Below are 13,859 nucleotides of genomic sequence, written 5' to 3' on the forward strand. Positions count from 1 at the left end.
TTTTTGTCGAATTGCAATCTCAGATTATGGCATCAACCTAAACGCGATTCAGTCTTAAGCACACAAAAACAATTTCCAAGTGCCATAATCGCGCCCGATTCAACCTTGAACCCCTTCGTCAGTGGCCACCGAACAAGAACTGTCAGACTTCCTCAAAAGCGTCGAGAAGCGAGCCTTCAAACGCTCGGTCTATCACGTTCGCGATGACGAAGCGGCCCTCGACATCGTTCAAGACAGCATGATGAAACTCGCCGAACACTATGGCGACAAGCCTGCGGCAGAGCTGCCCATGTTGTTTCACCGCATTTTGTCAAACACCACCTTGGACTGGTTTCGACGCAACAAAACGCGTAAAGCATTGTTCAGCAACTTCAGCGACTTCGATTCAGGCAAAGAAGAAGGTGAATTTGATCTTTTAGAAGCTTTGGCCGTCGACAACGACAGCCAAACCACACAAAGTGCTGAAGACAATTTCGCCAGCATTGCGAATGTCCACGATATCGAAGAAGAAATACAAAATTTGCCAGCGCGTCAACGAGAAGCCTTCCTGCTGCGTTACTGGGAGGACCTAGACGTTTCTGAGACTGCTTCAGCCATGGGCTGCTCCGAGGGAAGCGTCAAAACTCACTGCTCTCGGGCTGTTCTGGCGCTCAGCAAAGCGCTCAAACTAAAAGGAATTCAACCATGACACATATCGCAAAGACCCAAGACCAGTTTGGTTTGCGCATTGCTGCCCAACTGAATTCAGCCAGCCTTGATCTGCCCCACGACATTTCTGAGCGTCTGCGTGCTGCACGCACAAGGGCTGTTGCTGCGCGCTTGAAGACGCAAACCAGCTTACAAACCAGCACATCTGTGGTTCACCAAAACGGTGCAGCTTTATTGAACTTTGGCGGCAGCGAAGGCCTCAGTATTTGGAGCCGCTTGGCGTCTTTCTTGCCGCTGATTGCATTGGTTGCTGGCTTGGCTCTGATTCAAAACGTCATGGACGATGACCGTGCCAACGAGTTGGCCGAAGTTGACTCAGCCCTCCTTATCGACGACTTGCCACCCGCAGCTTATGCCGATCCTGGTTTTCTTCAATTCTTGAAGAACCCCATCACCAGCGACACCAAAGACTAAAACCACATGATGTTGTCACGTGCCATCACTGCCAAGCTCGCCGCACTGCTCTTACTGAGCGGCGCAGCACTCTTCGGCTGCGAATTGGTTTGTGCCCAAACGCCATCCCCAACTTCCGCCAAAGCAGCACCCAGCTTGCCTGGCCGTCCCCTGTGGATGGATTTGACAGAGTCTCAGCAACAAGCGCTCTCCCCCTTGTCTCAGCTGTGGCCGACCATGAACGAGCCACACAAGCGCAAATGGTTGGCTATTTCCCAAAACTTTGCACAATTGTCTGCAGATGAGCAAAACACCTTGCAAAGCCGCATGCGAGACTGGGCTGCTCTGAGCCCACAGCAACGCACGGCGGCAAGACTTAATTTTGCAGGGGCTCAACAGTTGCCACAAGAAGACAAGAAAGCAAAATGGGAGGCCTACCAAGCCCTATCCCCCGAAGCCAAGCAAAAACTTGCAGCCCAACAAAACCAACCTGTTTTAGGGGCCGCACCAGCAGTCAAACCTGTGGCAGCAACCAAGCTAACGTCATCGCCAATAGCCAACACAAATAAAACATTGCCGCGCATTGCAACAGACCAAGCCGCGCCTGCCACCTTGCTACCCACCCCCGTGACAACCACAATTGCACCGACCAGCCCGGCCTCTGAAAGCACGGCTACGCCTCAATGATCTCGGATTTGAGGGCTCCCAGCTTACGTCGCCGCATGGCTTGCTGGATCTATGAGGGCCTGCTTTTGTTTGGTGTGCTCTTTATTTCGGGCTATTTGTTCAGCACCCTCAGCCAATCACGCCACGCGCTAGACAACCGCCACGGGCTGCAAGCCTTCCTCTTTCTGGTTATCGGTATTTACTTCACTTGGTTTGGTCACAAAGGCCAAACCTTGGCCATGAAAACTTGGCATATCCGCGTGGTTGATGCCCAAGGTAATGCACTCAGTCAAAAACGTGCTTTCGCGCGCTACATCGTGAGCTGGATTTGGTTCATCCCCCCCTTGGCTATCATCGCCCCCTACAAACTCACTGGTGGAGAAACCACTGTGTTGTTCATGGGCTGGGTGGCCGTCTGGGCCTTGCTCAGTCGCTTTCACCCTCAAAGACAGTTTTGGCATGATGTTTTGGCTGGCACACGCTTGGTCAACGCAGCGCCCGCCGACCCCATAAAGTCCAAGACCTAAACGTTACAGTTCAACGCATGAGTGCAAACCCACAAAAACACAGAACTGGCCTCGACCGCGTCTGGCACGCCTTCGGTTACTCACTGAGCGGACTCAAAGCGGGATGGTATGAAAAAGCCTTTCGCCAAGAAGCCATGGGATCATTCTTTTTAGTGCCTTTGTCTTTTTACGTCGGCCAAACTTGGCTTGAAACAGCCTTGTTGATGGGTACCGTCGTCTTGGTCTTGGTCATTGAATTGCTGAATACAGGCATTGAATCGGCCATCGACCGCATTGGCCCCGAATGGCACGAACTGGCCAAACGTGCCAAAGACACAGGCAGCGCTGCCGTGCTGTTGAGCTTGCTGCTTTGCATCGCCGTTTGGGCCGCAGCCATCTACGCCAACTTTTTCGCTTGAAGACGTTCATGAGCAACCCAGCTTTTTCTGTTTGCGTCTACTGCGGTTCACGCAGCGGCGCTCAGCCCGAATACGCCAATGTGGCTCGCCAAGTTGGCACTTGGATTGGTCAACACAACGGCCAACTGGTGTACGGCGGCGGCAACAACGGTTTGATGGGCCTGGTGGCACAAGCCACCGCTGACGCGGGTGGACGTGTGGTGGGCATCATCCCAAAAGCACTTCAAACCAAAGAAAACACCCGCACCGCATGTACCGAACTGCACGTGGTGGACACCATGCACGAACGCAAACACATGATGGCCGAACGTGCCGATGTGTTTTTAGCCATACCAGGCGGGATTGGCACCTTTGAAGAATTCTTTGAGGTGTGGACCTGGCGCCAGCTTGGTTATCACGACAAACCCATTGGTTTGCTCAACACTCAGGGCTATTACGACGGCTTACTGCAGTTTGCGCAAAACAGCGTGAATCAAGGCTTTTTAAACGATTGGCAAATGGACTTGATTCGCAGCGGCACAGAGCCAACCGCCTTGCTGCAAGATCTGGTGCAAGCTGCAGGTTTTTCGCCTGAACCTCAACTGGCCGGCCTCTAATTTCACACGCATAAAAAAAGCCGCAGCCCTGATAGGCTGCGGCTTTTGCATTTGAAAAACGAAACTTAAATCGCTAAATCAGATCGCTGTTTCGTCCAACTCACCCGTGCGGATACGCACCACGCGCTCCACAGGCGTGATGAAAATCTTGCCGTCACCAATCTTGCCAGTGCGAGCGGCACGCACGATGGCATCCACGCAGTTGTCCACGTCAGCGGACTTCACGGTCACCTCAATCTTCACCTTAGGCAAAAAATCGACCACGTACTCAGCACCACGGTACAACTCGGTATGGCCCTTTTGACGACCAAAGCCTTTGACCTCAGTCACGGTCAAACCGGTCACACCACACTCAGCCAATGCTTCGCGCACCTCTTCGAGTTTGAATGGTTTGATAACAGCGGTAATTTGCTTCATGATTCGAATCCTTGGGGTTCAATGGAAGGGCCTGGTCAGGCGCGAAATTTATTGGTTATAGGATAACGCCAATCCTTGCCAAAACTGCGATGGGTCACACGAATCCCCACGGGCGATTGACGGCGTTTGTACTCGTTGATGCGAATCAAACGGGTCACCTTCTCCACATCGGCACGCGCAAAGCCTGCGGCCATGATGTCGTCCGAGCTTTGGTCGTTCTCCATGAAGCGCGCAATGATCTCGTCCAACACCTCATACGGCGGCAAGCTGTCTTGGTCAGTTTGGTCGGGGCGCAACTCAGCACTCGGCGGGCGCGTGATGATGCGCTCAGGAATGGGATCGGTTCCAGTGCTGTAGGGGTCGTGGGCATTGCGCCAACGCGCCAACTTGAACACCAAGGTCTTGGCCACGTCTTTCAACACCGCAAATCCACCCGCCATGTCGCCGTAGAGCGTGCAATAGCCCGTGGCCATTTCGCTCTTGTTGCCCGTGGTCAACACGATGGAACCAAACTTGTTAGACAAGGCCATCAGCAACGTGCCGCGAATGCGGGCTTGGATGTTTTCTTCGGTGGTGTCGAGCTGCGTGCCTTCAAAGTTGGCTTTGAGCGAACCCAAGAACGCCTCAAACTCCGGCACGATGGACACCTCGTCGTAGCGCACGCCCATGCGTTTGGCCATGTCACGCGCATCGACCCAGCTGATCTCGGCCGTGTACGGCGACGGCATCATCACCGTGCGCACTTTGTCTGCACCCAAAGCATCCACAGCAATGGCCAACACCAAGGCCGAATCAATCCCACCCGACAAACCCAACAAGGCGCCAGGGAAACCATTTTTACCAATGTAGTCACGCACGCCCAGCACGAGGGCGTGCCACAGATCGGCTTCTAGCGAACCATCTTCAGCCACGTCGCCTGACAGATGCATCGTCGCAGAGCCGCTGCTAGACGCAGCCTGTGTCGCCTGCTCACGCGTCACATCCACCGTGAACGCAGTCACCTCAAAACTCGACGCACGTGCCGCCAACGCGCCATCGGCATTGAGTGCAAATGAGCGGCCTTCAAAGACCACCTCGTCTTGACCACCCACCAAATGCGCGTAAATCAGCGGCAAACCTGTGGCTTGCACACGACCACGCATGGCTTGCTCGCGCTCGTCGCCCTTACCCACATGAAATGGCGACGCGTTGATCACGGCCAACAGCTCGGCACCTGCCGCTTTGGCGTCCGCAGCAGGCGCATCGAACCAAGCATCTTCACAAATCAACAGACCCACTTTCGTGCCAGCCACGTCAAACACACAAGGCTGGTTGCCCGCCACGAAATAGCGGCGCTCGTCAAACACTTGGTAATTGGGCAGCTCACGCTTGGCGTAAGACGCAACAACTTGGCCCTCGCACACCACACTCGCCATGTTGAAGCGGCGTTGCACAGACACCGAACGTGTGCGCTCATCGCCACCTGAAGGGTGGCCGACCACCACATGCAAGCCCTTTAACCCGCTCAAGGCAGCGGACACTGTTTTCAAGGCATCATCACAAGCCTGAATGAATGAGGGGCGAAGGAATAAATCTTCGGCAGCGTAGCCGCAAAGCGACAGCTCGGGCGTGAGCACCAAGCGCGCGCCGTCTTGATACGCTTCCGTGGCGCAATTGATGATCTTCTGGGCGTTACCCGCCATGTCGCCCACCACGAAATTCAATTGAGCAACACAAATTTTGAGAGTCATGGCAGCAGGCACGTGTCCAAAGTAAAACAGGTCTAAAAAAGCAAATGGATTATGTCATCCGCGTCCACGCGAGCCCGCTCGATATCCCTGCAGCCGCGTGGGATGCACTGCTCGCTCAGCAAGACGCGCCCTCGCCCTTCATGCAGCACGCCTATCTGGCGGCCTTGCACGCCAGCGGCAGTGCCACACCCGAGACGGGCTGGACTCCGCAATTTGTGACGCTATGGCAAGGCGAGGCATTGGCCGCCGCAAGCGCGCTCTACCTCAAAGACCACTCCTACGGCGAATACGTGTTCGACTGGGCATGGGCCAACGCCTATGCCGACCACGGCCTGAACTACTTCCCCAAAACCACGTGTGCCGTGCCGTTCACGCCCGTGCCTGGATCACGCTTACTGGCTGTGGATGCCACCGCTCGCCAAACCTTGCTCAAAGCCATGTTGGAGGTAGCCCAACAGCACCAACTGTCCTCGTTGCATTTGTTGTTTACCAGCTCCGACGACCGTGCTGCTTGCAACGCCCTTGGCCTGATGCAGAGACAAACCGTGCAATTCCATTGGCACAACGCCGACCTGCAAGGCACGCCCTTTGAGAGCTTCGATACTTTCTTGGCAAGCCTATCCCAAGAGAAACGCAAAAAAATCAAACAAGAACGCCGCCGCGTGGCCGATGCAGGCGTGACGTTTCGCACCTCAGTCGGCTCCGCCATCAGCACAGCTGACTGGGATTTTTTCTACCAATGCTACGAGCGCACTTACCTCGAACACGGCAACGCGCCGTACCTGAGCCGCACCTTCTTTGAACACATGCAGCGCGATATGCCTGAGAACTGGGTGCTGTTTGTGGCCGAGCGCGACAACCGCCCCATCGCCAGCAGCTTGGTGGCTGTGCAGGGGCTAGGCTGCGCAGAGGCCGTTGCCTATGGCCGCTACTGGGGCGCGTTAGAGCGCGTGGACTGCCTGCACTTTGAAGCCTGCTACTACCAACCTTTGAACTGGTGCATCGCCAACGGCGTGCAACGCTTTGAAGGCGGCGCCCAAGGCGAACACAAAATGGCCCGCGCCCTCATGCCCGTGCCCACCTACAGCGCACATTGGCTGGCCCACCCCGCGTTTGCAGATGCCGTGGAACGGTTTCTTGAACGTGAGTCAGCGGGTGTTGACAACTACCTCGACCACTTGGCCGAGCGCAGCCCCTTTAAACGCCAAGAGCCTCAATAGTCAAGCAGGCATAAAAAGCCCGCAGAAACAAAAAAGCCCGCTAGGTAGCGGGCTTTCGATGGACGCCACGAAGAATTACTTCTTGTAGTTGGCCATACCGTCCAAGATTTCTTTGTGGGCAGACTCAATGCCTTCCCAGCCCTTGACCTTGACCCACTTGCCTTTTTCGAGGTCTTTGTAGTGTTCAAAGAAGTGGGCAATTTGTTGCAACTGCAACTCATGGATATCGTCTAAAGACTTGATGTTGCTGTAACGGGCCAAGATTTTTTCAGTAGGCACAGCCAACACTTTGCCGTCCACGCCGCCTTCGTCTTCCATCAACAAGATGCCCAACGCACGGCAAGGCACCACCACGCCAGGTGGCAATGGGAAAGGTGTCATCACCAACACGTCCACGGGGTCGCCGTCGCCCGCGATGGTTTGTGGTACGTAGCCGTAGTTGGTGGGGTAATGCATAGCCGTACCCATGAAACGGTCCACAAACAGAGCGCCAGACTCTTTGTCGACTTCGTACTTCACAGGATCCGAGTTCATCGGGATTTCGATGATCACGTTGAAGGCTTCAGGAACTTTGCTACCGGGGGTGACTTTATTCAGGGACATGGTGTCTTGTTATAAAAGTTAAAAAAGAAACACAGAGGATTAGCCCCGATTTTACTTTCACGGGGCTTGCGTCTCTGCGTTGTCTTTGAAACTGTTATTCGTGGGTGCTTTTACCGGTTTCGTCCATCAACCCTAGGAAAACGCGCAAAAAGTACACAGCCATGGCCAAGATAAAAACAATCACAGCCACGCTCATCAGGCCGTAGTCGGTCGAAAAAAGGTCAATCCAAGCTTTCATGGGGTTACTCCTATCAATTGCAATGCCCCTACTTTGCCCCGTCTCAACGCTTGTCGCACTGATCTACATCAAGGCTTAGGGGATTCGTGGCTCAGGCAAAATCAAAACATGTCTGAACGCGTGATTCCCTTGGTCGATCAACGGCTGCTTGCCTTACCGGCCACCCTCCCTTTGCAACCCATTGCAGCCAATGGTTTGCTCAGCGACAGCTTGGGTCGCCCACTGCATGATTTGCGCATCAGCGTGACCGACCGTTGCAACTTTCGCTGCAACTACTGCATGCCCAAAGAGGTGTTCAACAAAGATTACGCCTACCTGCCTCATGGTGACTTGCTGAACTTTGAAGAAATCACCCGCCTTGCCAAAGTGTTTGTGTCCCACGGCGTGCTCAAAATTCGCCTCACCGGTGGCGAGCCTCTGTTGCGCAAAAACCTTGAAATCTTGGTGGACCAGCTGGCCAATATCCAAACGCCTGACGGTACGCCGCTAGACCTCACCCTCACCACCAACGGCTCGCTCTTGGCCCGCAAAGCCAAGTCACTCAAAGACGCGGGCCTGAACCGCGTGACCGTGAGCCTAGACGGCTTGGACGATGCCGTGTTCCGCGCCATGAACGATGTGGACTTCCCCGTGTCTGATGTACTGGACGGCATTGCCGCGGCCAAAGACGCCGGCTTAGGGCTGGATGCCAACGGCCAATTGACCGGCCTCAAAGTGAACATGGTGGTCAAGCGGCGCACCAACGTCGACCAAATCTTGCCCATGGCCCGCCACTTTCGCGGCAGCGGCATCACGCTGCGCTTCATCGAATACATGGATGTGGGCGCAACCAATGGCTGGTGCATGGACGATGTGTTGCCCTCTGCCGACGTGATTCAACGCCTGCAACAAGAATTCCCACTCGTGGCCTTAGAGGCCAGCGCACAAGGCGAAACCGCACAACGCTGGGGCTATGCCAACGCCGCAGGCGTGTTCGATCCTGCCTTGGGCGAAGTGGGTGTGATCAGCAGCGTGACCCAAGCGTTTTGCCGCGACTGCAACCGCGCCCGCCTCTCCACCGAAGGCAAGCTCTACCTTTGTTTGTTTGCCACACAGGGCTATGACTTGCGCAGCCTCATGCGAGGGGGGCAAGCCAGCGATGCCGATATTGCGTCGGCCATCGGCCATATTTGGCAAGGCCGCGACGACCGCTATTCCGAACTCCGCGCCTCCCTGCCCGCTGACAGCTCACCTGACGGTTCATCTGCGGCACGTCGCGTCGAGATGAGCTACATCGGTGGCTAAGCGCAACCCTACCCAACACACCCACATGACACACAGCATTGAACCCCAAGACATCACCGGCCTCATCTTGGCCGGAGGCCGAGGCAGCCGCATGGGCGGCGTGGACAAAGGCTTGCAAAACTTCAACGGCATCCCGCTGGCCTTGCACACCCTCATGCGCCTAGGCCCCCAAGTAGAAACCGTGATGGTCAATGCCAACCGCAACCTCTCGGCCTACGAGTCGTTTGGAGCCTCTGTCTGGCCCGATGCCTCGGCTGACTTTGCAGGGCCGCTGTCGGGTTTTTTGGTGGGCCTAGAGCGCGCCGAAACGCCCTACGTGCTGACCGTGCCGTGCGACACACCGCGCCTGCCACTCGACCTGGCCGAGCGCTTGGCCGCAGCCATGGTGCGCGAAAACGCCGACATCGCCATGGCCGCAGCACCCGAGACCGATGACCAAGGCCAAACCCAAATTCGCACGCAACCTGTGTTTTGCTTGATGAAAATTGAGCTCTCCGAAAGCTTGGTCAAGTTCACCCACGCCGGTGGCCGCAAGATTGACGCATGGACCGCACAGCACAACACCGTGGTCGTGGCCTTTGACGCCCCGGGTGACGACCCGCTGGCCTTTGCCAACGTCAACACCTTGAACGAACTGCAAGCCCTCGAAAACGCCGCGCCATGAAAAGCATCGACGACATCGCCGCTGCCCTGCAAGGCTACGACCCACAAGCCTTGAGCGTGGACCAAGTCAACGCGTTTTTGCATGAACTCGTGCAACCCGTGTCTACCGACGAGTCGCAAGACCTGTATTTGTTTGACGCACTGGGCCGCGTACTGGCACAAGACGTCATCTCCCCCATCAGCGTGCCTGCGCACAACAACTCGGCCATGGATGGCTTTGCGTTTGATGCAGCTCAGCTACAAGCCGCTCAGCCCCTCACCCTGCGCGTGGTGGGCACCGCACTGGCGGGCAAAGCCTGGCAAGGCAAGGTCAACGCAGGCGAATGCCTGAAGATCATGACCGGCGCCATCCTGCCCGATGGACTCGACACCGTGGTGCCGCAAGAGTTGGCCCACATCAAGACCGAACACGATGTGACCACAGTCACCCTCCCTCCCAAGCTCTTGAAAGCCGGCGACAACCGCCGCTTAGCGGGCGAGGACCTGATGCAAGGCCAACCCGCCTTGAAAGCGGGACAACACCTCACACCGGCCGCCCTTGGGTTGATCGCCAGCTTAGGCCTGCCTGATGTGCGGGTACACCGCCATTTGCGCGTGGCTTATTTCTCCACCGGTGACGAAGTGATGAGCTTGGGCGAATCACCGCGTGAAGGCGCGGTGTACGACAGTAACCGCTTCACCATCTTTGGCTTGCTCACACGTCTGGGCTGTGAGGTGATCGACATGGGCGTGGTGCGCGACGATCCGGCGCTTTTAGAAGCGGCGTTCGCCAAAGCTGCGCAAGAAGCCGATGCCATCATCACCAGCGGTGGCGTGAGCGTGGGCGAAGCCGACTTCACCAAAGCCATGATGAAAAAACTCGGCGATGTGGCCTTTTGGAAAATCGCCATGCGCCCGGGTCGCCCCATGGCCGTGGGGCGCATTGGCAAATCGGTGCTGTTTGGCTTGCCCGGCAACCCCGTGGCAGTGATGGTCACCTTCCTCGCCTTTGTGCGCCCTGCACTCTTGCGCATGATGGGCAGCACCGCCCAGCCAGCGCCGCTGCTGCGCGCTAAAAGCTTGGAGCCTCTGCGCAAAAAAGCAGGCCGTACCGAGTACCAACGTGGCTTTGTCAGCAGCGCCGCAGATGGCACGCTGCAAGTGCGTACCACCGGCAACCAAGGCTCAGGCGTGCTGAGCTCCATGGTGCAAGGCAATGGCCTCATCGTGCTGCACCACGACCAAGGCAACGTGGCCGTGGGCGACGAGGTCGATGTGATGATGTTTGAGGGCGCTATTTAAGCGCCTATAAGAAGGTGGGGTCAAGCACCCACGTCCTCATCTTCATGGCGAATGGTGATGGCGCCCGGCACTTTGTTGCGCGCCAACAAGGTGTACATGGTGGGCACCACAAAGATGGTGAGCAAGGTGCCCAAGCTCATGCCACCCACAATGACCCAACCAATTTGCTTGCGGCTTTCAGCACCTGCGCCACTGGCCAAAGCCAATGGAATCGCGCCCAACACCATCGCCCCGGTGGTCATCAAAATCGGACGCAAACGCAAGGTGGCGGATTGCGTGACAGCGGCAAACAGCTCCATGCCTTCTTCGCGCAACTGATTGGCAAACTCCACAATCAAAATGCCGTGTTTGGTAATGAGGCCCACCAAGGTGATCAAACCAATTTGACTGAACACGTTCAAGGTACCGCCACTGAACTGGAGTGCCAGCAACGCACCCACCATCGACAGCGGCACCGACAGCATGATGACCAATGGATCCACAAAGCTTTCAAACTGCGCGGCCAACACCAAGAAGATGAACAGCAAGGCCAGCACAAACACAATCACCAACGAGCCCGATGATTTGACGAACTCACGCGAGGTGCCGTTGAGGTCGGTGGAGTAACCGGGCTTGAGCACCTTTTGCGCCGTGGCATTCATGAAGGTGATCGCCTCACCCAAGGAGTACGTCGGTGCCAAGTTGGCACTGATAGATGCACTGCGACGCTGGCTGAAGTGGTTCAGCTCACGCGGCACCACCACCTCTTTGGTTTTCACCAAAGCAGAGAGCGGAATCATGGCATCACCCTTACCGCGCACAAACACGCGTTCGATGTCGTCAGGCGTGTCACGGCCTGTGGGCGCGGTTTGCACAATCACGTCGTATTGGTCGCCCTCGCGCTTGTAGCGCGTGACTTGTCGGCCACCCATCATGGTTTCCACCGCGCGGGCAATTTGGTCCACGGGCACGCCCATGTCAGCGGCACGTTCGCGATCCACTTCCATGCTGATTTCGGGCTTGTTCAAACGCAGATCGGTGTCCACGCTGACGATGCCTGGGTTCTTGGCAATTTCTTCTTGGAAACTACGCACCACTTGTGCGAGGTTTTGGTAACTGTCCGACGTCAAGATCACGAAGTTCAAAGGACGCTCACGAAACGGCTGCCCCAGCGATGGCGGCGTGATGGGGAACGCGGTCACACCGGGTAACCCAGCCACAGCGGGCGTCATGTCGCGTGCAATTTCCAGTGTGGTTTTCTTGCGATCTTCCCAAGGCTTGGCGCGGTAAAACACGTTGCCTTGCGCCACGGTGGGGTTACCCACCACGGTGAAGATGCGGTCGAACTCGGTGTATTTGTCGGCCATCTTTTCAAGAGCCATGGTGTAGCGCGTGGTGTAGTCCATCGTCGCGCCATCAGGTCCGTTGATGACGGTCAAAATGACGCCACGGTCTTCCATGGGGGCCAATTCACTCTTGGTGGTTTTCAGCAAAGTCCAAGTGCCAATCCCCGCCAGCACCATCACCCCCACCACCAGCCAACGACGCGACATCTCACGGCCAAACACCACACCGCGCGACAAGGTCCATTGCAAGAGGCGGCCATACCCGTTGGAGAGGCGTTGCAGTTGACGCTCCATCGTGCGGTCAAACCAACTGGGGTTGTGGTTGTGCTTGAGCATGATGGAACACATCATGGGTGTGAGCGTCAACGCCACAAAGCCCGACACCACCACCGAACCCGCCAAGGCCAGCGCAAACTCGGTGAACAACTTGCCCGTGCGCCCCGGCGTGAAGGCCAATGGCGCGTACACCGCAGCCAAGGTCATGGTCATGGCCACCACCGCAAAGCCCACTTCTTTGGCACCTTTGATGGCGGCATGAAACGGTGACATGCCTTCTTCAATGTGCCGGTAAATGTTTTCTAGCACCACGATGGCGTCATCCACCACCAAGCCAATCGCCAACACCAAGGCCAGCATGGTGAGCGTGTTCACGGTGAAGCCAAACATGGCCATCAATGCAAACGTACCGATCAAACACACAGGAATGGTGACCAACGGAATGATGGACGCACGCAAAGTGCGCAAGAACACAAAGATCACCAAAGCCACCAAAATGGCCGCTTCCAAAATAGTTTGGTACACCGCTTTGATGGAGCGGTCAATGAACACCGAGTTGTCGTTGGCGATTTCAATTTCAACGCCTGGGGGCAAGTTTTCTTTGATCTTTGGAATCATGTTGCGCACAGCCGCGCTCAGATCGAGCGGGTTGGCCGTGGCGTTGCGGATCACGCCCAAGGTGATGGCTTCTTTGCCGTTCAAACGGGTCGCCGTGCGCTCGGCCTGCGGTCCTTGTTCGACACGCGCCACATCGCCAATGCGCACTTGAATGCCGTTGACGGACTTCACCACCACATTGCTGAATTCGCTTGGGGTTTGCAAATCCGTGGAGGCTGTGACGTTGAACTCGCGCAGCTTGCTTTCAATACGACCAGCAGGCACTTCCACGTTGGAGCGGCGCAGCGCGTCTTCCACGTCTTGCGTGGTGAGCTTGTAGGCAGCCAAACGATCTGGGTCTAACCAAATGCGCATGGCGTATTTGCGCTCGCCATACACACGCACGTCAGACGCGCCCGGCGCGGTTTGCAGCATGGGCTTGGCAATGCGGTTGGCGTAGTCGGTGAGCTGCAACACGTTCAACGTGTCAGCGCTGAACGACAACCAAATGACGGGGAAGGCATCGGCCTCGACCTTGGCAATCACGGGCTCGTCAATGCCTTGCGGCAAACGCTGGCGCACACGGCTGACTTTGTCGCGCACATCGGCAGCGGCTGAATCGGCATCACGCGACAACACAAAGTTGATGGTGATTTGGCTTTGCTCTTGGCGGCTCAACGAAGTGATGACGTCCACACCCTCGATACCAGAAAGAGAATCCTCCAACACCTTGGTCACTTGCGACTCCACCACCGCGCTGGAGGCACCGGTGTATTTGGTCTCCACCGTCACCACGGGGTTGTCAATCTTGGGGTACTCACGCACGTTCAAGCGGGTGAACGACACCACGCCCACCAACACGATGAGCAGCGACAGCACGGTGGCGAACACCGGGCGGCGAATGGATATCTCAGGCAACTGCATGTGAGCTCTTTGC

General features: G+C 56.4%; 15 protein-coding genes. 10 read left to right on the forward strand and 5 right to left on the reverse strand.

Annotation, left to right across the window (positions count from 1 at the left end; all coding sequences use genetic code 11):
* Positions 1–121: 121 nt before the first annotated feature.
* From B9Z44_RS00425 to B9Z44_RS00450, 6 genes are read left to right on the forward strand one after another with little or no spacing between them, the layout of a single operon-like run.
* Positions 122–688 (forward strand): RNA polymerase sigma factor, encoded by a 567-nt coding sequence (locus B9Z44_RS00425; protein ID WP_108401393.1) that lies wholly within the window; start codon positions 122–124, stop codon positions 686–688.
* The gene (locus tag B9Z44_RS00430; protein WP_108358736.1) at positions 685–1,122 is read left to right on the forward strand and encodes a DUF3619 family protein; all 438 of its coding nucleotides are present in this window, start codon (positions 685–687) and stop codon (positions 1,120–1,122) included. The genes B9Z44_RS00425 and B9Z44_RS00430 overlap by 4 nt, the downstream gene beginning before the upstream one ends.
* A gap of 6 nt (positions 1,123–1,128) precedes the next feature.
* Positions 1,129–1,788, forward strand: a complete 660-nt coding sequence (locus B9Z44_RS00435; RefSeq protein WP_108358737.1) for a DUF3106 domain-containing protein — start codon at positions 1,129–1,131, stop codon at positions 1,786–1,788.
* Positions 1,785–2,294 (forward strand): RDD family protein, encoded by a 510-nt coding sequence (locus tag B9Z44_RS00440; protein WP_108358738.1) that lies wholly within the window; start codon positions 1,785–1,787, stop codon positions 2,292–2,294. Before B9Z44_RS00435 ends, B9Z44_RS00440 begins: the two co-directional genes overlap by 4 nt.
* Positions 2,295–2,311: 17 nt before the next feature.
* A complete protein-coding gene (locus B9Z44_RS00445; RefSeq protein ID WP_108358739.1) occupies positions 2,312–2,692 on the forward strand; it encodes a diacylglycerol kinase in 381 nt (126 codons plus the stop codon).
* A gap of 8 nt (positions 2,693–2,700) precedes the next feature.
* On the forward strand, positions 2,701–3,288 hold the full coding sequence (locus B9Z44_RS00450) for an LOG family protein (RefSeq protein WP_108358895.1): 588 nt from the start codon (positions 2,701–2,703) through the stop codon (positions 3,286–3,288).
* A 78-nt stretch (positions 3,289–3,366) separates the two neighbouring features.
* Here the strand turns inward: B9Z44_RS00450 and B9Z44_RS00455 are convergent, their stop codons facing one another.
* A complete protein-coding gene (locus B9Z44_RS00455) occupies positions 3,367–3,705 on the reverse strand; it encodes a P-II family nitrogen regulator (RefSeq protein ID WP_108358740.1) in 339 nt (112 codons plus the stop codon).
* A gap of 35 nt (positions 3,706–3,740) precedes the next feature.
* Complete coding sequence (locus B9Z44_RS00460; RefSeq protein ID WP_108401394.1) at positions 3,741–5,435, reverse strand: NAD+ synthase; 1,695 nt, start codon at positions 5,433–5,435, stop codon at positions 3,741–3,743.
* A gap of 44 nt (positions 5,436–5,479) precedes the next feature.
* On the opposite strand from B9Z44_RS00460, the gene B9Z44_RS00465 reads away from it, so the two are divergent.
* The gene (locus tag B9Z44_RS00465) at positions 5,480–6,655 is read left to right on the forward strand and encodes a GNAT family N-acetyltransferase (protein WP_108401395.1); all 1,176 of its coding nucleotides are present in this window, start codon (positions 5,480–5,482) and stop codon (positions 6,653–6,655) included.
* 75 nt (positions 6,656–6,730) lie between these two features.
* On the opposite strand, the gene ppa is transcribed toward B9Z44_RS00465, so the two are convergent.
* Together ppa and B9Z44_RS00475 are read right to left on the reverse strand one after the other, a co-directional pair.
* Positions 6,731–7,258 (reverse strand): inorganic diphosphatase, encoded by a 528-nt coding sequence (gene ppa / locus B9Z44_RS00470; RefSeq protein WP_104797324.1) that lies wholly within the window; start codon positions 7,256–7,258, stop codon positions 6,731–6,733.
* Between the two features lie 94 nt (positions 7,259–7,352).
* On the reverse strand, positions 7,353–7,496 hold the full coding sequence (locus B9Z44_RS00475; RefSeq protein WP_104797323.1) for a DUF3149 domain-containing protein: 144 nt from the start codon (positions 7,494–7,496) through the stop codon (positions 7,353–7,355).
* Between the two features lie 108 nt (positions 7,497–7,604).
* On the opposite strand from B9Z44_RS00475, the gene moaA reads away from it, so the two are divergent.
* Genes moaA through moeA form a run of 3 tightly spaced genes read left to right on the forward strand, consistent with a single transcriptional unit; the run spans position 7,605 to position 10,724 of the window.
* Complete coding sequence (gene moaA, locus B9Z44_RS00480; RefSeq protein ID WP_108401396.1) at positions 7,605–8,780, forward strand: GTP 3',8-cyclase MoaA; 1,176 nt, start codon at positions 7,605–7,607, stop codon at positions 8,778–8,780.
* Between the two features lie 25 nt (positions 8,781–8,805).
* Complete coding sequence (gene mobA, locus B9Z44_RS00485; protein ID WP_108358897.1) at positions 8,806–9,444, forward strand: molybdenum cofactor guanylyltransferase MobA; 639 nt, start codon at positions 8,806–8,808, stop codon at positions 9,442–9,444.
* A complete protein-coding gene (moeA, locus tag B9Z44_RS00490) occupies positions 9,441–10,724 on the forward strand; it encodes a molybdopterin molybdotransferase MoeA (RefSeq protein ID WP_108401397.1) in 1,284 nt (427 codons plus the stop codon). Before mobA ends, moeA begins: the two co-directional genes overlap by 4 nt.
* A gap of 20 nt (positions 10,725–10,744) precedes the next feature.
* On the opposite strand, the gene B9Z44_RS00495 is transcribed toward moeA, so the two are convergent.
* Positions 10,745–13,846, reverse strand: a complete 3,102-nt coding sequence (locus B9Z44_RS00495) for an efflux RND transporter permease subunit (protein ID WP_108358744.1) — start codon at positions 13,844–13,846, stop codon at positions 10,745–10,747.
* Between the last annotated feature and the right edge of the window lie 13 nt (positions 13,847–13,859).

Source organism: Limnohabitans curvus (assembly GCF_003063475.1).
Lineage (GTDB): Bacteria > Pseudomonadota > Gammaproteobacteria > Burkholderiales > Burkholderiaceae_C > Limnohabitans > Limnohabitans curvus.